This window comes from Calothrix sp. FACHB-168 (genome assembly GCF_963889195.1).
In the GTDB taxonomy this organism is placed as follows: domain Bacteria; phylum Cyanobacteriota; class Cyanobacteriia; order Cyanobacteriales; family Nostocaceae; genus Aulosira; species Aulosira anomala_A.
The window spans coordinates 312,668-332,882 of record NZ_CAWPNJ010000030.1; the positions used below are offsets into that span (position 1 = coordinate 312,668).

The 20,215-nt window shown below is 40.4% G+C and carries 15 protein-coding genes; 12 read left to right on the plus strand and 3 right to left on the minus strand.

Annotated features, from left to right (window positions below; translation table 11 throughout):
* The first annotated feature begins 257 nt into the window (after positions 1 to 257).
* Positions 258 to 464 carry a glycogen debranching protein gene (locus AACW45_RS19480; protein ID WP_096645949.1) on the plus strand — a complete coding sequence of 69 codons (207 nt, stop codon included), beginning with the start codon at positions 258 to 260 and terminating at the stop codon, positions 462 to 464.
* A gap of 477 nt (positions 465 to 941) precedes the next feature.
* Positions 942 to 1,496 carry a methylmalonic aciduria and homocystinuria type D protein gene (locus AACW45_RS19485; protein WP_190628672.1) on the plus strand — a complete coding sequence of 185 codons (555 nt, stop codon included), beginning with the start codon at positions 942 to 944 and terminating at the stop codon, positions 1,494 to 1,496.
* A gap of 141 nt (positions 1,497 to 1,637) precedes the next feature.
* Here the strand turns inward: AACW45_RS19485 and trmB are convergent, their stop codons facing one another.
* The gene (gene trmB, locus AACW45_RS19490) at positions 1,638 to 2,273 is read right to left on the minus strand and encodes a tRNA (guanosine(46)-N7)-methyltransferase TrmB (RefSeq protein ID WP_190628675.1); all 636 of its coding nucleotides are present in this window, start codon (positions 2,271 to 2,273) and stop codon (positions 1,638 to 1,640) included.
* A gap of 416 nt (positions 2,274 to 2,689) precedes the next feature.
* Between trmB and AACW45_RS19495 the strand changes: the two genes are divergently transcribed.
* Positions 2,690 to 3,799, plus strand: coding sequence for a metallophosphoesterase family protein (locus AACW45_RS19495; RefSeq protein ID WP_190628677.1), 1,110 nt, complete (start codon positions 2,690 to 2,692; stop codon positions 3,797 to 3,799).
* A 167-nt stretch (positions 3,800 to 3,966) separates the two neighbouring features.
* Here AACW45_RS19495 and AACW45_RS19500 read toward each other — a convergent pair whose 3' ends face one another.
* Entirely contained in the window at positions 3,967 to 5,199 is a 1,233-nt protein-coding gene (locus AACW45_RS19500; RefSeq protein ID WP_190628680.1) for an FIST signal transduction protein, read from the minus strand.
* 334 nt (positions 5,200 to 5,533) lie between these two features.
* Here AACW45_RS19500 and AACW45_RS19505 point away from each other — a divergent pair, with 334 nt between their 5' ends.
* The 6 genes from AACW45_RS19505 (at position 5,534) to AACW45_RS19530 (ending at position 14,836) form a co-directional block, all read left to right on the plus strand.
* Positions 5,534 to 5,755: a Calvin cycle protein CP12 gene (locus tag AACW45_RS19505; protein ID WP_190539034.1), complete on the plus strand. Its 222-nt coding sequence runs from the start codon at positions 5,534 to 5,536 to the stop codon at positions 5,753 to 5,755.
* Between the two features lie 680 nt (positions 5,756 to 6,435).
* Positions 6,436 to 7,032: a DUF3177 family protein gene (locus AACW45_RS19510; RefSeq protein WP_190628682.1), complete on the plus strand. Its 597-nt coding sequence runs from the start codon at positions 6,436 to 6,438 to the stop codon at positions 7,030 to 7,032.
* A gap of 136 nt (positions 7,033 to 7,168) precedes the next feature.
* The gene (locus AACW45_RS19515) at positions 7,169 to 7,465 is read left to right on the plus strand and encodes a DUF7734 family protein (protein ID WP_190628768.1); all 297 of its coding nucleotides are present in this window, start codon (positions 7,169 to 7,171) and stop codon (positions 7,463 to 7,465) included.
* A 971-nt stretch (positions 7,466 to 8,436) separates the two neighbouring features.
* Complete coding sequence (gene cbiD, locus AACW45_RS19520; protein WP_190628684.1) at positions 8,437 to 9,558, plus strand: cobalt-precorrin-5B (C(1))-methyltransferase CbiD; 1,122 nt, start codon at positions 8,437 to 8,439, stop codon at positions 9,556 to 9,558.
* A 224-nt stretch (positions 9,559 to 9,782) separates the two neighbouring features.
* Positions 9,783 to 11,405: a glutamine-hydrolyzing GMP synthase gene (gene guaA, locus AACW45_RS19525; RefSeq protein ID WP_190628686.1), complete on the plus strand. Its 1,623-nt coding sequence runs from the start codon at positions 9,783 to 9,785 to the stop codon at positions 11,403 to 11,405.
* Between the two features lie 1,979 nt (positions 11,406 to 13,384).
* Entirely contained in the window at positions 13,385 to 14,836 is a 1,452-nt protein-coding gene (locus tag AACW45_RS19530) for a GAF domain-containing sensor histidine kinase (RefSeq protein WP_190628688.1), read from the plus strand.
* Between the two features lie 105 nt (positions 14,837 to 14,941).
* On the opposite strand, the gene rsmH is transcribed toward AACW45_RS19530, so the two are convergent.
* Entirely contained in the window at positions 14,942 to 15,838 is an 897-nt protein-coding gene (rsmH, locus tag AACW45_RS19535) for a 16S rRNA (cytosine(1402)-N(4))-methyltransferase RsmH (protein WP_190628690.1), read from the minus strand.
* A gap of 602 nt (positions 15,839 to 16,440) precedes the next feature.
* Here rsmH and AACW45_RS19540 point away from each other — a divergent pair.
* From AACW45_RS19540 to AACW45_RS19550, 3 genes are read left to right on the plus strand one after another with little or no spacing between them, the layout of a single operon-like run.
* On the plus strand, positions 16,441 to 17,037 hold the full coding sequence (locus tag AACW45_RS19540) for a hypothetical protein (protein ID WP_242045517.1): 597 nt from the start codon (positions 16,441 to 16,443) through the stop codon (positions 17,035 to 17,037).
* A gap of 45 nt (positions 17,038 to 17,082) precedes the next feature.
* A complete protein-coding gene (locus AACW45_RS19545; protein ID WP_190628693.1) occupies positions 17,083 to 17,472 on the plus strand; it encodes a hypothetical protein in 390 nt (129 codons plus the stop codon).
* Entirely contained in the window at positions 17,408 to 20,152 is a 2,745-nt protein-coding gene (locus AACW45_RS19550; RefSeq protein WP_190628695.1) for a hypothetical protein, read from the plus strand. Before AACW45_RS19545 ends, AACW45_RS19550 begins: the two co-directional genes overlap by 65 nt.
* Positions 20,153 to 20,215: the final 63 nt, after the last annotated feature.

The window sequence follows — 20,215 nt, forward strand, 5'->3', positions numbered from 1 at the left end:
TCATCTTTTCCCTAATATTACGATTATTGTATTATTATCAATGAATATAAATTTCTGCTAATCAACTATTATCATAACTCTGACTCAACCCTTGATTTGTCATGTCTTAGGCTGACTGCGTGAAAAAAAGTCTTACTGCTAGTTATGATTCTTAACTCATTAGAATAATTAAATTTTAGCTCAACAGCAAATTTCAGATTTAATATTATTCTAGAAATACAAATAGATTTTTTCGCTACAGTTTTGAGGGCAAACCTATGACTATTTGGGTAAACGAACAAATCGATCCGTCAGGGATGATCCATGCTTGTATTGCTTCTTGTAACGAGTCTCAAGCCAAAGATTGTCATGAATCCTTTGAGAATAACTTAAACGAGAAACAAAAAGCATCCGGTTGGGTAGCCCAATTACGGAAGGTTGATTCTTGGGATGATGTACCCGTAAATGCTTTAAAGCTAGATTAATTTTATCGAAAATACAGAATGCAACAAATTGTAGGGGCATGGCATTGCCATGCCCTTTAGAATATATAGATGTACCGCCAACACTATTTAAATTGGGATAACGTTTTTGTCTTGATAGGCTGAAAATCGCATAATTTGTGCTGTGCGTACTATTTCCCGATGATATATCTGATAGTTTGAGATGTAGGTTAACTCAACGCAATGGATAAAACATTGACCTACCATCAACTTTCAGTTGGGAAAGTCTGCAATTTAAAACTCTATACTATCAACTGACACTCAATGCAAGTAAACAAATCAGGTTACTGGGAATTAAGTTAATAAAAGATAAAAATCAGATTAAAACTTAACACTTCACCCGCAAATCTGTAAATTAACTCCAACATTATAGAAATTTGCTGATTTTTATAAAGTTTTAAGAGTTATTATTAATTCCAAGGATTAAACTTAAAAACTTGCAAAAACATCACAAATGTAGTGAACTATTCGCCAGTTTACTCTTCTGAGCAAAGCTATCCCATTAATTTAGTTGGCAAAACGGGACAAGCTATTCAGATTTCCATTCATTCACCTAGCCAGTATATCTGTGCCAACTGCGAACGGATATTACCAGATTGGAAACAGAAATCTGTTTTATGGGTAGTGATTGTTTTGCAGCAATCACAGTATCAATTAGATAAATGCACCCCCATCATTGAAGCCGAAAAAGAACGCTTACGCGAAAAATTTATGCGGTTTGGTTTTGATTTAGCATTCAATCTGCGCGATCGCCATTACTTAACCGATCTCATAGATCCTCGCACCGGCTATCCTTTACTTTCCCATCCCGGAACAGTTCCCCATGACGACACAGCCGTCGTCAAAGCTTTACTTCATTACCCGATTATTAAAAATAAATGCCGAATGCTAGTACATCCAAACTGGGGTACAGCCGTCTATCCTAGTACCATCATCTCCGAAGCACCTCCCATCACAATTGAATGGGCGATTAAAACCATAGCTGCTATGCATGGATGGCAAGAAATGAGTTAAATATCATTTGCTAGAGACGCGATTAATCGCGTCTGTACAAGAGTCAGTTGTCAGTTGTTAACAGTCAACAGTCAACAGTCAACATTATTAAATTTGTACGTCAGATAACTAAAAAAATGTAATTACGAATTATGATGTGCTTTACCGCTTGATAAATAAAGTTCGGTAAATTGGTTCACCTTTATTTTGAGTCGCAATTTCTCGTTCTGTGGCAACTGGTAACGGATTTTCTGCCATCCAATCTTGGGAACTAAGCTTTTGAAAAGCTGGATGTTGGCAAAAATTATTACGCATTTCAATTGCTAAAGATTCTATATCCGATTGCAAAAATACCACACCACCAACAGCAAGATAATTTGCTAATTCTGAGACTAAATCTGGTTGCACTATTCGCCGTTTCGCATGACGAGTTTTAAACCAAGGATCGGGAAATTGAATTGTCACTCGCTGTAAAGTACCAGCAGGTAGAGAAGATAAAAGAGTTTCTAAAGATTTATTGACATTACAAAATAAATAATGGAGGTTTGTGAAACCTAAATCAGAACATAACTGATTAGCCTCTGTTACGAGTGGTTCTCTAATCTCCAAACCGAGAAAATTCCAGTTAGGTTCTATCTTTGCCATATTCAACAAAAATCTACCCCTAGCACAACCAATATCTAGATGTAGTGGCTGGTGCGGTTGAGCATAAACTTTTTCCCAATCTAGGGATTTGACTGCTGTTTGATACTTTTGGGCAAGTGGATTAACATGTTGACGTACTCGGACAGGGGACAAGATAGACTCTCCTTAACGTAACAATATTGAATTTAATATTTTACACTAATTGCAATAGCTTTCGTGAGCCTAAAGTAAATATCTTCAAAGTAAAAACAAATAAATATTAAATATTTATTTTTGCTGAATACTGAGTGATTTTTGATTTTTTATACATATTACTTACCATCTAAAAGTTGTCAGAAACTCACTAATGGTAGATATCATCATACCTAATATATATGAACATCTATGACCAAGATAATCTGCATCAAGGCAGAGTTGGTATATTCTGCCGAGAATTTCATACGGAAATCATAAATCCTTAATGTGTATAAATATTAAGTAAAAGCAATCCGTCTCAGGGTTACAAAGCAAGCGTTATACTCTTTGGAAAAGACTTGTTTTAACTCTACTTTTAAAACTATCCCGAATCAATGTCTCTCAATTTTCGTTTTGCCATAGTGAGCGATTTACACATCGCCCTTCCCCACACCATCTGGGATCATCCTAGCCGATTTCATTTAGTGGAGGTCAGCATACCAGCTTTTGAAAGTGTCTTAGAACATTTAACACAACTAGATTTAGATTTTGTTCTCCTCCCAGGTGACTTAACCCAGCATGGCGAACCAGAAAATCACGCTTGGTTACAACAGCGTTTAGCACAGTTACCTTTTCCGGCGTATGTTGTCCCTGGTAATCATGATGTCCCTGTGGTGATAGCAGATAAACAATCCATTGGTTTTGCTGATTTTCCCCATTATTACCGCAAATTTGGTTATGAAAATCCTAATAAACTTTACTACACTACTCAATTGCTATCCGGAGTCCGGCTGATTGGGTTAAATTCCAACAATTTTAACGAGCAAGGTCAACAGATAGGACGTTTAGACAGCGAACAGCTGAATTGGTTAGAACAAGTACTAGCAGCCAGCAAGAATGAATTAGTGCTAGTGATGATACATCACAATGTAGTTGAACATCTGCCTAATCAATCTTGTCATCCAATGGCAAATCGCTACATGTTGCAAAATGCCAGGGAATTAGTACAGTTACTACAGCGCTACGGGGTGAATTTAGTTTTTACAGGACATTTACATGTACAAGATGTTGCCCATGCAGGAGGGGTATACGATATTACTACTGGCTCTTTAGTCAGTTATCCGCATCCTTACAGAGTTTTAGAGTATCACAGCGATAACTTGGGCAGACAATGGCTGCAAATTTTGTCACATCGAGTAGAATCAGTACCAGATTTTCCCGACTTGCAACAGCTATCTAAACAATGGATGGGCGATCGCTCTTTTCCCTTCCTGATGAAATTATTAACTCTACCGCCATTAAACCTACCAACCCAGCAAGCCCAAGAACTAGCGCCAAGTTTGCGGGATTTTTGGGCAACCATTGCCGATGGTGACGGATTGCTAGATTTTCCCCAATTTCCCCAAAAACTACGCCGTTATATGCAAAAATATGGCGCAATTTCCGCCGGCGGTACTCCCACTTTTATTGATAACAATAGCAGCATCTTGCTGGAGAAGAATTGAAGTGTGAGACAAGGGAAGGGGAAGAGGGACAATTGTACAGACGCGATTCATCGCGTCTCTGCCCAATGCCCAATGCCCACTCGCCCTGAGCGAAGCCGAAGGGATGCCCAATGCCCAATGCCCACTCGCCCTGAGCGAAGCCGAAGGGATGCCCAATGCCCAATGCCCTACACCATCTTCTCACCTTCGATATCTAAGGCGCGGCAAATGCCAAATACTGAGGTGTAACCGTGTAAAAAGGTGCTACCAGCTACAGGGCCGATTTCGCCGTTACAGAAAAAACCGCCGACGGGGATATCTTTGATGTAGCGCCTAAATAGTTCAGAATCAAAATTGGGTTTGCCGTAGAGTCCTTCACCACGCCCAACACAGGAAAACATTAAAGCAGCTGCGGCTGCAACTTCATCAGCTTGGCTGTCTTGATATTGTTGCAAGAGAACTTCTAAATCTTCTGCGGAGGCTTCAGCATCGCGGAGGTGAAATTGCAAACGTTGTCCGGGACGCACGCGATCGCCAATTGCGATCGCACCTGCTGTAGGATCTACACCCAAAATCCCGCGAATTAAAAAGTCTCCCTGTTGTAAAGATGGTTTAAATCCATCCATTGCTACCCCAACAAACAAAGAATGTTGGGCTAAAATACGCTCTTTTTCGCTAAGATTGGCGATTAATTCCCGCAATAGCACTAACGGTACTTGCTCATCCAGTTCTAAGATAATATTGCGTTCGGCTTTAGTAACTTGCATTGGCTCGCCAATTGGTCGGCATCCTTGAGCCACAATGGTTTCTAAGACAATATTGCCACTCAAAGCCAATCCTACAGTACCTTCGCGATAGAGGCGATCGTTACAAAATAGCGCCATCCGCCCACTCATCCCCCCGGCGCTGGCTTGTCCGCCTATTGTTACCGAGCCGGGATAAGCAAAATCTAGCCCCTGCAATAAATCATTAATTCCCGAAGCGAAGGAACCGCATAGCAAAATAAACTGGGGTGTGGGTGATGGCGGTACGCCAATCAAATCAATCCAAGCATCTGGTGAACTATCCAAATCCGGTAATTCATCCGCTAGTATGTGAAAAACTTTGACATCCACCCCTGGTAAATGAGCCAAAGTCAGACTTAAAGCTGCTTCTGCTTCTAGTTCTTGAGTTTGTCCCTTAGTTGTAGTGCCAATCACACCGCCACCACTACAGCCAATTAGTACCGGGACAGAAAGTTTCTCAGCCAGCAAAGGTAAGAGGCGGGAATACTCGCTAGCAAATGCAGAGGAAATGAATACCAGCCCTAAATCTGGAGGTGCTGTTAACGATGACACAGCCCGTTCTACCACATCTGTAATAGCTGCTTCTAAAGAAGGACGGGTTGACAGGGCATTTGTCCATTGCATTCGATCTGCCATGAGTTTTAGGCTTCTTTCTTTGGTTGGGCTGTTTTGCGTGATTTTTGCTCCTGGGGAGAATTTGCTGTGATATCAGGAGCTAGGGTTTTGATTCCCTACTAGATGCATTAAATATATTGTATGATTATACTTTTGTAGTACCGACTCTACAAAATCTTCAAAGATAAATATAAATTTAGTACTTATGCGATCGTTTATTGTATTAGTTATAGTTCATCCGACTCAAACACTAACTTAACAGCTAAGTGGTTAGAATGGTGAACGATACAACTAAAAACCGCCATTTTTAGATTTTTCTATACTGGTATTAACACCACACAACGAAACTAAATCTATGAGCGACATCCAAGAACAAATCCAAGTAGAAGTTGAACAAGCACGTGCTGTCTGTGACATCTCAGGTAGCAACTCTGCTGAATGTGCTGCGGCTTGGGATGCAGTTGAAGAACTGCAAGCTGAAGCCTCTCATCAGCGCCAAAATAAGCAGAAAAATTCCTTAGAAAAATACTGTGATGACAATCCAGAAGCAGCAGAATGCCGTGTTTACGATGACTGAAAATTAAGTTGGTAAACTGGCTTTTTGTCATTTTGGTCTAATAGACAAGCAACCAGGATTCGCTTTACTGATATTTTGCACCTTGATGTAACTCCTATTGGCATGTTTGTTCAACTTATCTTAAGATTTGCTGATTAAGTAGGAACAATCATCAATAGCTTTAAGGTTGTTAGAGGTAATATTTTTGAGGCTTAAATTTTCCCCAAACCTCTCTCCTCATCAACATTAGAGCTTGTAGGAAATCAATCTCACATCTATACTCTAGAGCAGTTTTTATAACTCATCTGGAGATTGTGATGATTTAGTGCAAAATAAAAGTTACGAAACATTGAGTTGCTTGTTTTTTTGCAAATTGTTATAAAGATTAAGCCCAATAATTCATCCCACACTGTCCCTATGAGTCAGATGTGGGGTTTATTGTTGAAATAGCTAAATAGTTGGTTTTATGTAAACTGTTAGCTATCATGTAACAGCTGTTAGCTGACTAATAGCTGTGACTCCTCTCTATTAGGAAGTACAAAAAAATACATAATCCAAATCATCCTATATTTAAGTGAGTAGGGTGTGCCAAGCAGTTGTATTATTTTCTGACACCCTACAAATTGGGTATTGTTTCTATGTAGATCCTTGAGGGTAGTTGTTTTTAGTTTCATTAGTTAATTTATAGTTTAGGAAAAACTATGGAAAATGATGTTTGGTTTCGCCAATTTGTTTGGATTGATTACAGACTGGCGGTAATATTTATGGTGATTATTCCCCTGATTCTGCTAATTTGGGCTTTTGTGCAAAAAGCTGATGGTATACAACGCTTATTAACGATTTATTGGCGAGTATCTAGTTTATTGGCAATTACTATTTACTTAATGATTGGTGGGTTTGGCGTCAGTTTTCTCTCTGGTTTGCTAGGGCGTGTATTGATCCCAATTTCTTTATGGTTCTGGGTAGATCTCAATGATGAAATTGAGTATCAAGCAAACGGGGCGTTAAAATTAGTTTTTACTTCTTGGCGATGGGCGATCACTATTTATGGAATTTTAGGAACTATAGCCTTTATTCCTTTTGTTGGTTGCGCTTTTTCTGCTGGAACTCTCAAAACTTCCTATTGCCAAGTTTGGTTAGAAGCTCCATTATTATTTAAAGAATATTTTCATGCCAATAGTAAACCTGCATTTCTCGGTTTTCTGGGCATCACATCCTTAATTATTTATGTGCTTTATCTGAGCTACTTTGTTTTAATTAAGCTAGGTAAACAGGGACGTTCCGCTACCCAACAGTAATTGTGACTGCAATCAACTTCAAAATACTTTAAGCTAGGCGATCGCGGAAAAACCCACAACCAAGCATGAAAATCTGTCTTTCCCATGCCCCATGCCCATTTTCACGTTAGTCTACAACATTCTCTATCGAGCAAAAATGAATTCCATTGGTAAGCGGCTGGAACAATATACTAATAAACGCCCCCAAGAAGTCTTAGTTGTACAGGTGGAAGTTGACAATGAGGAAGATACAATTGCTATCTTTAAGGGTTTTTCTAGTTCTTTAGTGCGCCCAACAGCATTTGATCCAGATGTCCCAGTGTTGCCAGATGGAGCGAAAATTATCAGTATCGATCGCGTCGCCACACCTTACAATCCACAAGCACCTCGTTATATTCAACAAGGAATATTATGGGAAGAGATGGAAGCTCTATTATTAAAAGTAGGTGTGTGAAGTACTCCGGCTTGCTTCGCTGAAGCCGGAGCTTCACAAAGACAACCATCAACGTTTCGCGTCTCATTCGCCGTTGCCATGTTGGGTATATCACAAGGATATTCGGGACTAAACCCGATGATGGTCTTACACAGCGTCTTTGGTATTACTACCTTTATCTCCTCATGGGGAGAACCCGCGCAGCCGCCCGCCTCCCGCAGGCAGTTTTATTACTTTCTCGTACACCTCTGTATGGCTTATCTTTTACCGCAGAGCGCAATCATGCGAACCAGTGACCGAGGTCTTTCCCCCTTTCTCACGCTCTTATACTTGGTAAGCATATTACTGCTACTGTGACCGTTTGTTATGAGCCGTGTGGGTGGGTCAACAACCACCTATATATTACCATAAATGTATCCATAGTAGTGATACATTATGAAAGAAAAATCTATCAGAATTAGGCTTTCCCAAAGAAGATACGATAAGCTCAAGCTCTATGCAGAGTCCAAGGAAAAAACAGTTACCCAGTTATTTGAAGACTGGATTGACAGGCTACCAAATCCAAAAATTGGCGACTCCGACGCTCGTTCGCTCTTAGCGTCGCCCCTTGGGCGAAGACTCGCTAACGCTCCGCTATCAACGGCCCCTCTCTCTTATCAACCTAACGGTTGATATCGGTCGGGGGTCAATCGTCGCCGCCCACTGTCCATCCCCACCTTCAGCGCTGAAGGTGGGGACTTCCATGATTTCGTTAAGGGGACAAGGGACAAGGGACAAATCACAATTGTACAGACAAGGGTTCATCGCGTCTCTAGGGACATCCAATTTTTTAAATACCCAATCAATTTGTAGTGCGAGCATCTTGCTCGCTGGTGTTCATTCATCGTGCAAGACTTCGGCGTGAGCGCTCAGTCGAACGCTGCTCGCACTACGGAATTTGGGTAATTTATTTTTTGTAAGTCCCCTAACCAATGACTAATGACTACTGACAAATGACAATTTCCGGTTCTGGATACACTCTTCCCGTTTTTGCTTGTGCTTCTGCGATCGCAGCTTTACATTGGTTACGCTATCATCAACCTTTAACTGTAGTTACCGTAGATTTAATTACACCAGCCGAAGTTGCTGAGATCCCCATTGAACAGGTAGCCGGCTTATCTGAAAATATGGCTTTGGCAATTACCCGCAGCGATCCGGGGGATAATCTTGACTTGACGAAAAATACACCGATTTGGGCGATGGTGGAATGGGCTGAGGGTGAAGGCGAAGCAGTAATTATTAAAGGTGGCGAGGGGATTGGTAAGCAAGAAAATGGTGCGGGAAAAGCAGCGATTTACGGTTATGCGCAAAGATTATTGCCAGAGAACTTAAGCCGACTTTTAGCACCAGGAGAAAGAATTACAGTCACAATTATTTTACCGGCTGGGCGATCGCTCGCACTACGCACTTCTAATGCGGCTTTTGGTGTGGTGGAAGGGCTTTCATTATTGGGAACTTCGGGAATTTCCCAACCTTTAAGTACACCAGAACAACTCGCAAATTTTCGCGCTGATTTACAACAAAAAGCTAGCCAATTTGACAGCTTGGTATTTTGTATTGGGGAAAATGGTTTAGATTTAGCCAGAAAAATTGGTATTAATCCCCAACAGTTAGTCAAAACTGCTAATTGGTTAGGGCCAATGTTAGTAGAAGCGGATATTCTTGGCGTGAAAGAACTCTTATTATTTGGCTATCATGGCAAACTCATGAAATTAGCCGGGGGGATTTTTCATACCCATCATCACCTAGCTGATGGTAGGCGCGAAATTCTCGCTACCTACTGTAGTTTAGCGGGATTAAAACAATCAGATATCCAAGTTATCTTTGATAGTCCAACGGCTGAAGCTGCATTAACGTACCTGAGATCCTTAGATGTAACTACAAGCAGTAATTGGGTGAATCAAGTTTATACTGCGATCGCCGAAGCAATTGACTCTCGCGTACAAGAATATATCCGCAATCATAGCCAAAATGGTATGTCTAGCCTAGTGTGTGGTTCAGTAATGTTTGACCGCGATCGCAAAATTATCGTGAAGAGTAAAACTGCTTGTATGTTATCCGGAAAATTATGTTAACTTAATATGAATAATCATAAATAATCCCAATAAATAAGTTTTTTGGTAGCAACTCTAGGGTAATTTTGTTTTTTTAATACCAGGCCAAATTGCTAGGCCAAACTGACGCACTGATTAAGCGCGTTTAAGGGATTTATTTACCATTATTCAGCCCTCTGCCCAATAATGGTATCAACTTGAACCACAGAGCAACTCTCTAGTCTAACACACACTCTCTTGCCATCATGAATACAGCGGTGACTCTACTAACTGAACAATTACCCCAAGTAAATGAGCATTGGGGACAGCTTAATCGCCAAATAATTGTGATCCTGGACTTCGGTTCTCAGTATTCTGAGCTAATTGCCCGTCGCATCCGCGAGACGCAAGTATACTCTGAAGTCCTGTCCTATCGTACGACAGCTGAGCATTTACGGCAACTTAATCCCAAAGGAATTATCCTGTCTGGTGGCCCGAGTTCAGTTTATGCAGAGTACGCTCCCCATTGTGACCCAGAAATTTGGAATTTGGGGATTCCCATTTTGGGTGTGTGCTATGGAATGCAACTGATGGTAAATCAGCTAGGTGGGGAAGTAGCAAAGGCGGATCGGGGCGAGTATGGTAAAGCTTCACTATATATAGACGATCCCACAGATTTGCTAACGAATGTCGAAGATGGCACGACGATGTGGATGAGTCACGGAGACTCTGTAATGAAGATGCCACAAGGATTTGAACTGCTGGCACATACAGAAAATACTCCTTGTGCCGCGATCGCCGATCACGAGAGAAAACTCTATGGCGTGCAATTCCATCCAGAAGTAGTCCATTCTGTCGGCGGTTTGGCTTTAATCCGCAATTTCGTTTACCATATCTGCGACTGCGAACCCACCTGGACAACAGCAGCTTTTGTAGAAGAATCTGTACGGGAAATTCGCGCTAGAGTTGGCGAGAAGCGCGTATTATTAGCCTTATCTGGGGGAGTTGATTCTTCTACCTTGGCGTTTTTACTTCATAGAGCCATTGGCGATCAGCTAACTTGCGTGTTTATTGACCAAGGCTTTATGCGGAAGTATGAGCCAGAAAGATTAGTCAAGTTATTCCAAGAGCAATTTCATATTCCTGTAGAGTATGTGAATGCTCGCGATCGCTTTTTGAATATCATGGTTGGTGTTACCGATCCTGAAGAAAAGCGTCGCCGCATCGGTCATGAATTCATTCGCGTCTTTGAAGAAACATCCAAGCAACTCGGTCACTTTGACTATTTAGCTCAAGGTACCTTATATCCAGATGTGATTGAATCCGCAGATACCAACGTCGATCCCCAAACAGGGGAACGAGTAGCGGTAAAAATTAAGAGTCACCACAACGTTGGCGGATTACCCAAAGACCTGAGATTTAAACTAGTAGAACCACTGCGGAAATTATTTAAAGATGAAGTCCGCAAAGTTGGGCGTTCGATTGGCTTACCAGAAGAAATTGTACAACGCCAACCTTTCCCCGGCCCTGGTTTAGCAATTCGCATTCTCGGTGAAGTGACTGCGGAAAGGTTGAACATCCTCCGGGATGCGGATTTAATTGTCCGTCAAGAAATTAACCAACGCGGCTTATATCATGATGTATGGCAAGCATTCGCTGTATTGCTACCAATTCGTAGCGTCGGCGTCATGGGCGATAAACGTACCTATGCTTACCCCATCGTATTGCGGATTGTCACCAGCGAAGATGGGATGACTGCTGATTGGGCGCGTATCCCTTACGATGTGTTGGAAGTAATTTCTAACCGAATTGTCAATGAAGTTAAAGGTGTAAATCGGGTGGTTTACGATATCACCTCCAAGCCACCTGGAACTATCGAGTGGGAATAACTAGTACCGCTATGGGGAAGTCAAAAGTCAAAAGTCAAAAGTCAAAAGACTTATATTCTTGGCTTTTGCGCCATTTGGCATAGTATGTTTACGCCGTGGTGTATTAGTTTTTCAGCGAACGGAAGAAAGAATTTAGTTTCACCCATCTGAATTTTATTTAATTGAGGGACAAAGCAATGCTTTGTCCCTTTTTTGCGGGGAAATTCATGCAAGGGCGGGGAAACCCATTGGTGTCAACTTAACGCGAAACCCTTATCAAGACTGGATTTTGCATCAAATCGTTTACCATCAAGATCCGCGTTACCCCACCCCAGTTTTGTCTAAAGCCAAAACGTCCCCTCCCCGTTTACGGGGAGGGGAAAAAGGGGAGGGGTAAAAAGCTTGTGGGGTAGGCGTTTGAACTTAAGTTGACACCAATGGGGGTTCCCCCGTCCCTACAAAAATCTTAATTATGTATCGGAACGCGGATTGGTATAACAAATGACCAATGACAAATGACAAATGACCAATGACTATTCTTGGCATCACTCTACTTAATCATGAAGAAATTATATAAATTTACTTGGGTATTACCTGATTTTGCGATCGCTTTCACGCTTAATCCCTTGTATAAACAGGATTAGCACGATGTTAAATTCCCTAAGGTGTGACACCCCCAAGAGGTCTTGACCCCCTGCCGGCTATTTATGTTAGAAAAAGCTCAGTGTTAGTTGAGATGGATCAATTAAATATATCTGTATGAAACATCATCGGGAGTGGGAATCTAGCAATCTGCTCAAATCTGCCATTATTGGCTTTCTCATAAGTACAGCTAATTTTTGATGCGTAATTTCAGAATTTATTTGATGGTGGTAAAAACTAATTTTTTATGTAAAACGGTAGGAAACTCTATCCCCTTGTGGGTGGAGTTTTTCATTGGTTATTTATCTAGATAAAATTTAAATCCGTCAAATTAATATTTTTCTTCGGATAAATTTACAAATATTTTATAAACAGGAGAAAATTTGGCAAATTTTATATTTTTTTAATTATACAAACACCATTATTTCATAAATATAACTATTGATAATATGCAAATACTGGATAAATATATGAATATAATTTCAATTCAAAATAAATATATGTTACGAGTATCATTAAAATTAGTAAATTAATAGTAGTTGGCTTAGTTTATTCAAAAACTAAATTAATCAGTTTCTATCTCGCAAGGATTTTATCGCTGATTATCTCGTGTTTACTGCAATAGCTCATTATTTCTATAATTCGTTAATATATAAAATCCCTCACAAATTAGGAATTAATTTTGATTGATTTGGTCATACCATATACTTATTTATGTTAGATAAAAACCAATTCAAGTTTATCAAAATTTTTGAGCATATAGCAGTAAAACACTTTACTAAAAATTTAATTTTTTCTAGATAAAATATAAAGATAAATAAAGTAAAAAACCAGTATAATCACTGACCAGAAACTAGTGTATTTATGGAAATAAACTGATAAAATAATCACTACAGAGTGAACTTTCAAAACCTCATTGGTAAACCTCAGATGAAGTAATCAATATAGTTAGCAACTGAATTTAGCCACAATCTACTTGATAACTGCAATTGTCAGTAGCCAGAGCATGTAAAGCAAAAATTTTTCGGGATCAGCCGTTGTGTGTTTGCAGAATCAATATTCGTCAAACTGCGCCAAAAGTTAATCATAGGACTTACGCACCGAACAAAAAACCCTCACAAGGGTGGTCAAAAGTCAAAAGTCAATAGTCAAAATTCAGGTTTTTGGACTATGGACTATTGACCATTGACAAAAAGCAGGAAAAATATCTGACACTGCGTAAGTCCTAAATACAACCTACATCAGCACAGGTTTGGAACAGTTGGCGATTGAACATAGCTGACAAAAAGCAACACCAACGGATATAGCAGCAAATCGCCGTTAGTCAATTTATGATGTTAACTGGAAAGCACAGCCATATGGGGAAAGAATCAATCTCCCCCCAACTACCTCAACAACTAGAGATACTCCAGCTACTAACTAACCTGACAAATCAGCGACTTATCCATTTACCAGATTTATTAGAATTAATAGTCAGGGAAGTGCGTAATACTGTGGATAGCGCTCAGTTTTGTTTGATAGCTTTATATAACGATCAAACTCAAGAGTTAGAATTAAATAGCACTGTGGGAATAAGTGCGGAAAAATTACGTTTTCTCCAGCTCAATAGAAATCTCAAAACTAAACATAGCTGCTGGGGTGGATGGGAAAACTCAATTGGCGATGATGAGCCTTTTTATCGCAATTCTAGTTTACTAAATCAGGTATTTGTTACTGGTGTATCCCAGCTATTTAAAGGAAGTAGGGAAAAACCAGACTCTGTTGTGGATGAGTTAGTGTCATGTCCTTTATTGTCCTATACGCCAACATATTCGACGTTTACCCCAGCTTCTATGTATGCTGTAGCCATTAAATCAGCGCAAGCAGGAAGATTGGGAGTATTGGCTCTTGGAAATTGGGAAAATCCCCATGCTTTTAATACAGCATCACAAAATCTTTTAGATGCATTGGGTGAAGTAGCGGCGATCGCGATCAACAATGCTATTATGCTGCAAGTTTTGCAGGAGCGAGAAGAACGACTAGCCAAACAAAACGAAATTTTGTTAGCGCAAAATCGCGAACTCGAACAAATTCGCCAGCAAATGCAGCTACAAAACCAACAACTACTAGAAGCAGCAGAGTTAAAGTCACAATTTTTAGCTACCACATCCCATGAACTGCGCACACCCCTGAACGTGATTTTGGGGTTATCACAGGTATTATTGCGTCAGCGCACCTCCAGCTTGTCTCAACTACAAATAGAAATGGTGCAACGCATTCTCAACAATGGAAACCATCTGCTGTCCATTATTGAAGATATGCTGGACTTTGCCAATGTGGAAGCCGGTAATGTCTGTTTTTACCCAGAAGAATTTAATTTAGCGGATTTAGTATTAACAACCGTAGCCGAACATCGTTTTTTAGCCGAAGAAAAGCTATTAGATTTACAAGTAGAGATTAACCTGGCTGATAACTCAATGATGAATGACAGCGATCGCCTCAGACAAGTTTTAGTTAAGCTGTTATTAAACGCCATTAAATTTACAACCACAGGTAGAGTCACAGTCAAAGCTTGGGACATATCCAGCGATAAAATTGCGATCGCGGTGCAAGACACAGGTATAGGAATTGCACCCCATCACTTAGAATGTATTTTTGAGCAATTCCGCCAAGTCGATCAAAGTAATAGTCGTCAATATGAAGGTATGGGTTTGGGTTTAGCCATTACCAGATCCTTATTGCAGATGATGCAAGGTAAAATCAGCGTCTTCAGCCAAGTTGGAGAAGGTTCTACATTTCAAATTGAATTACCGAGAAAAATTAGTCAATAGGCATGGGGCATGGGGCATTGGGCATTGGGCATTGGGCAAAAATCAAATAGAATTCTTAATTTTGAATTTTGAATTTTGAATTTTGAATTATTTGTCTCCCTTATCTCAATCTATCCTCTCGGCTATTCTCAACTTAGCAGAGCGCGATCGCGGATTTTGCTCTATTTCTGATTCTTGAGCTGTAATGGGTTTTTTTGTTAAAACTCTCAATAATGGCGAATTTCGTAAGCTGTGCTTGACTATTCTGTCTTCTAAGCTATGAAAGCTGATAATGGCTATTCTTCCCCCAGGAACTAGAGAATTGGGTGCTTTCTCTAAAAAGGTTTCTAGAACTTTTAACTCGTCGTTGACAACAATGCGCAATGCTTGAAACACCCTGGTAGCTGGGTGAATGCGTCCATAGCGGTATTTTGGTGGTACGCAAGATGCGATCGCCTCGGCTAATTCTACAGTAGTCTGTAAAGGACGCCGTTCTACAATGCGTCTGGCGATGCGTCGCGATAATCTTTCTTCACCGTATTTAAAAAAGATATCTGCTAATTCTCCCTCATCCCAATCATTAATCACATCAGCCGCAGTTAATGATTGTCCTCGATCCATGCGCATATCTAAGTTAGCTGCAAGACGAAAGCTAAAGCCGCGCTCTGGTGTATCTAAATGATATGAACTCACACCTAAGTCGGCTATTATACCATCAAATGTACCGTGTGTAAATTCATAAGTTGCAAAGTTGCTATAAACGAAATTTACTTGTTCTTCATATCCAGCTAAATACTTTTGTGCTGCTGCTAAAGCATCCGCATCTTGGTCAATGGCTGTAACCTGGACATTTAACGCCGCTTCTAGCAATAGACGACTGTGACCGCCACCACCAACTGTTGCATCTAGATAATGTCCCCCTGGATGCACCGCTAAACCTTCAATTAACTCCCGACTTAAAACGGGAATATGGGAAAACATTGTTGCTTCTGCATCCGATGGGGTTTGCGAGTCTATGTTCATGTTGATTTTTGTCTCTTTAACAAAGGGTAAAGAAAAACTTAACAAATTGCAATTTTAAGGATTTGATAAAGTTTTTTCTGAGATTTAGTTTACTTCTGGCGATGGGTTGACATATTGTCACTGAGGGGATTTGCGGATTTTTGACCGATGAGTTTAGTAGCAATTTACAATATGCTCATCTGTGTCAATGAGTATTATTACTCATTTGAATTACTTTGATCAGGTATTAAACTAGTCCTGAATATTAAGCTCCAGGGTATGGGAAGATAGTTCTGTTTAATTTTGATGAAGTTCTTCCCCTGAAATTTTGCATTTACCACCGTAAATTTACGCAAGAGGTTCGTCATAATAAAAATGGCTGAATCTCAGTAGATTAAGTTTGTCGTCGAGAGTGAAGACAAACAACTTTGACTTGCACATTATCAGTCCGATGGAGGTTAACAAGATTATGAAGATGTTAAGCGAAAAAGAATACCTCGCATTAAAAAAATGCCTATAGAGAATAAAAATTAGGCGATCGCACAGAATAGCGCATAGATGAAATAATAAGTTTTGTATGGCAGAGCTATCTGAGACTAACCATCAATAGGAAATTTGCTCAAATGTTTAAGCAACGCTCTAATCAGAGTCACTTCTTCGCAAACTTAGCGAACACTCAATTACCCAAAACCCTCAACTATTGGCGGTTGCGGCTAATTGAATCAATTCCATTTTTGTTAGCCTGTACAGTATTAATCAGTGTAATTAGTCTGAAAAGTCCTGTATTACTTTTTTGTCTATTAATGGGCAGTTTAATTGCCATCGTCATACAGCAAATAGGACAACAAATCAAATTACCAAAACGCCAGTTAATTTCACTGCAAATATTAGCAGTAGTCGCTCTATTGAGTATATTCTGGCTGGACTACTTCGCCGCCCCAGCACAAGCGCAATTTTTCAAAAAAGCCGAAGACTTCTTTCAAAATACCCTAACTCAAGGTAGTAGTGGCAGTAACACTCAACTAGCTGTGGGATTAGTCTTCAACGTCTTACGCGCATTGTATCTACTATATATAGCTGTCGCCTTAATTGGCGTAGTCAATGCCGTGCGCAAAGACGAAGATTGGCAAAACATCGCCAGAACTCCTTTATTAGTAGTAGTTGCAGTCACAATTGCAGATGTACTCACCGGCTTTGTCATTGGCAATCCCAGTAAATAAAGGCGCATATTGTAACCAATGACCAATGACCAATGACAAATTATCATGTCTCAAGAGCCAGATAAAGAGTTTCGTCCAGTCAATCAAATATTAGGTAGCCAACCATCATTAGGGCCGCTACCAGCAGATCAAATTCTACCTTGGACAGTCATTGCTTTAGCTGCCTACTTTATAGTTAACGGCATCTTTGGCGGACTATTCCAAGATGACTTTAAAAAATGGTTGTGGACAATCCTCATCGCCGGTTGGGGAATGGCTACTTGGTGGATATTAACTGGTGGTAGAAGTTGGAGTTTTTTAAGTAAATTCATCGGCGTTCCCGCATGGACAAGAGGCTTTGCACGTTATCAAAGCTTGTTAGAAATAAATCATGAAGCAAAAAATCGGAAAACAAAGCATCGGTACCGCCGGCAACGCCAGGTTAACACCCTTTGAAGACGCTTTACATTTAGCGACAATGTTGCGCGTCTCGTTTAATAGACGCGACGTTGGCGGTTATATATTAACTAAAGGCAACCAAAAAGATAGATTTTGCTTTGTATTTGGGTTTGAATGCCGAGGAATTCACAGTACCCTCAGAAGCGAACAAATTGATACTATTTTTGACAACATCGAAGCTGGGTTAAAGGATATCCCTAGCGGCGAAAAAATGACGTTGCATTTGGGTTCGTTTATTGACGATAAAGAACGCCAAAAAGAATTAGCTGAGTTAGCCAGAAATACCAGTTCGCGAGATATTAAATACTTGTTAATGGCAGAACGCGCCAGAACTAAGGAACTGACAAATTCTGGCATTCGTAAACCGAAATTTCTGCGAATTTACGTTACATATACCGTCGAACCCAATGCCAGCAATGCCGATGATTTGATTGAAAAATTCTTAGCTAGAAGTGAAGCTTGGTGGTTGAAATTTAAAGGTGATATTGCGGAAGTTGAAAACCAGCGTCTTGAGACTGTAATTACTAACGCCTATAAACAAGGTTTTAGTCGTTGGGAACAGTTGTTATCTAACAAAATGGGCTTAGATATTAAGCCATTAACAGCTAAACAACTATGGGGAGAAATTTGGCGGAGATTTAACGATACACCGCCGATAGAAATTCCCCAATTGCTCACCTTAGATGAAACGGGACTCCACGAACAAGCTTATTCAGAATTACCGAGTACAAAACTTTTAGTAGAAAATATTCACAGCACCACCCTACTGATGGAATCTGGCGTGCCTTGTGCAGACAGGCGGTGGGTAAATGTGAATAATAGCTATATTGGCGCTTTGACATTTTTAGAAAAACCTGGTGGTTGGGCAAATAAATCTTCTCAACTGCGGTATTTATGGGAATTACTTTCTAGAGAAACCGTAGTTAATACGGAAATATTTTGTCAGTTGACAGCCGCTAATCCGGCGTTAGTTAAAACTACCTTACAACGAGTTTTGAAGCAGTCAAATATGACAGCGCTGATGGCTCAAGAAAAAAGTCGGACAATTGACGTTAATGCCCAATTAAAGTTAAAGAAATCTGTCGCCGCTCAAGAACAACTTTATGAGGGAGCCATACCTATATATACAGGTATAGCGATTTTTGTCCATCGTCCAACTGTGGAACAATTGGATGAAGCTACAAGATATATTGAAAACTGTTTCCAACGTCCAGCCAGGGTAATTAGAGAAACCGAATATGCTTGGAAGATTTGGTTACAATCTTTGCCCATAGTTTGGGAAGGTTTATTAGTTAAACCCTTTAACAGAAGACAATTATATTTAACTAGCGAAGTTCCCGGATTAATGCCTGTGGTATTAACAAGACAAGGTGATAGTCAAGGGTTTGAATTAATTGCTTCTGAAGGTGGGACACCCGTACATTTAGATTTATTTACTCAGCATAAAAATTTAGCTTTGTTTGCGACAACTAGAGCCGGAAAATCGGTGTTAGTGTCGGGAATTTTAACTCAAGCTTTAGCCCATGATATTCCCGTTGTGGCGCTAGATTTCCCCAAACCCGATGGCACATCTACCTTCACTGACTATACAGAATTCATGGAGAGAAATGGAGCCTATTTTGATATTTCTAAACAATCAAATAACTTATTTGAGCAGCCAGATTTGCGTGCTTTAACTGCAGAAGAACAAAAAGATAGGATGCTCGATTATACAGCCTTCCTAGAATCGGCGCTGATGACAATGGTATTGGGTTCATCGATAGAAAACCCCCTATTGGCACAGACAGTGCGTTCCATAATCAACTTAGCATTGTCAGCCTTTTTTAGCGATCGCACTATCAAACAGCGTTATCAAGAAGCAATGGCTGGCGGTTTCGGTTCTCTAGCTTGGCAAAAAACCCCTACCCTGAAAGATTTCTTATATTTCTGTTCCCCAGAACATCTGCAACTCGATTCTCTCAGCAGCAGAGTAGAAGATGCATTGAGTCAAATTCAATTACGCTTGCGGTTTTGGCTTTCTAGCCGTGTCGGACAAGCAATTTCTTCCCCTTCCAGCTTCCGTACAGACGCCAAACTATTAGTATTTGCACTCCGCAACCTCTCCGATAGTGAAGATGCGGCTGTACTTTCCTTGAGTGCTTACTCTGCTGCTTTACGTCGCGCACTCAGCAGTCCCGCCTCGATATTCTTTATCGATGAAGCGCCGATTTTGTTTGAATTTGACCAAATTGCCAACTTAGTGGGCAGAATTTGCGCTAACGGTGCTAAAGCTGGGATTAGAGTCATTTTATCGGCTCAAGACCCCGATACCATCGCCAAATCCACCGCATCCGCCAAGATTTTACAAAACCTCACTACCAGATTAATCGGTCGAATTCAACCGGTAGCTGTGGATAGTTTCGTCAATATCTTGAAATATCCCAAAGAAATTATCGCCCGCAACGCATCGGAAAGCTTTTTCCCCCGCAAAGAGGGAATTTATAGCCAATGGTTGCTAGATGACAACGGAATTTATACATTCTGTCGCTACTATCCCGGTTACGAACAACTAGCCGTAGTTGCAAACAACCCCAACGAACAATCTGCGCGTCAACAATCAATGCAACGCCACCGCGATAAATATGAAGCAATTTCCGTCTTTGCGCGTCAATTAGTCGCTTCTTTGCGCGGAAGTTAGAAGGAGGACAAGGGGGACAAGGGGGACAAGGGGGACAAGGGAGACAACTGACAACTGACAACT

What these genes read in the sequence shown, in the direction of transcription:
- AACW45_RS19480 (WP_096645949.1), top strand. Translation starts at nt 258, where the DNA reads ATGACTATTTGGGTAAACGAACAAATCGATCCGTCAGGGATGATCCAT.
- AACW45_RS19495 (WP_190628677.1), top strand. Translation starts at nt 2,690, where the DNA reads ATGTCTCTCAATTTTCGTTTTGCCATAGTGAGCGATTTACACATCGCC.
- AACW45_RS19500 (WP_190628680.1), bottom strand. Translation starts at nt 5,199, where the DNA reads ATGGCAGATCGAATGCAATGGACAAATGCCCTGTCAACCCGTCCTTCT.
- AACW45_RS19505 (WP_190539034.1), top strand. Translation starts at nt 5,534, where the DNA reads ATGAGCGACATCCAAGAACAAATCCAAGTAGAAGTTGAACAAGCACGT.
- AACW45_RS19510 (WP_190628682.1), top strand. Translation starts at nt 6,436, where the DNA reads ATGGAAAATGATGTTTGGTTTCGCCAATTTGTTTGGATTGATTACAGA.
- AACW45_RS19515 (WP_190628768.1), top strand. Translation starts at nt 7,169, where the DNA reads ATGAATTCCATTGGTAAGCGGCTGGAACAATATACTAATAAACGCCCC.
- cbiD (WP_190628684.1), top strand. Translation starts at nt 8,437, where the DNA reads ATGACAATTTCCGGTTCTGGATACACTCTTCCCGTTTTTGCTTGTGCT.
- guaA (WP_190628686.1), top strand. Translation starts at nt 9,783, where the DNA reads ATGAATACAGCGGTGACTCTACTAACTGAACAATTACCCCAAGTAAAT.
- AACW45_RS19530 (WP_190628688.1), top strand. Translation starts at nt 13,385, where the DNA reads ATGGGGAAAGAATCAATCTCCCCCCAACTACCTCAACAACTAGAGATA.
- rsmH (WP_190628690.1), bottom strand. Translation starts at nt 15,838, where the DNA reads ATGAACATAGACTCGCAAACCCCATCGGATGCAGAAGCAACAATGTTT.
- AACW45_RS19540 (WP_242045517.1), top strand. Translation starts at nt 16,441, where the DNA reads ATGTTTAAGCAACGCTCTAATCAGAGTCACTTCTTCGCAAACTTAGCG.
- AACW45_RS19545 (WP_190628693.1), top strand. Translation starts at nt 17,083, where the DNA reads ATGTCTCAAGAGCCAGATAAAGAGTTTCGTCCAGTCAATCAAATATTA.
- AACW45_RS19550 (WP_190628695.1), top strand. Translation starts at nt 17,408, where the DNA reads ATGAAGCAAAAAATCGGAAAACAAAGCATCGGTACCGCCGGCAACGCC.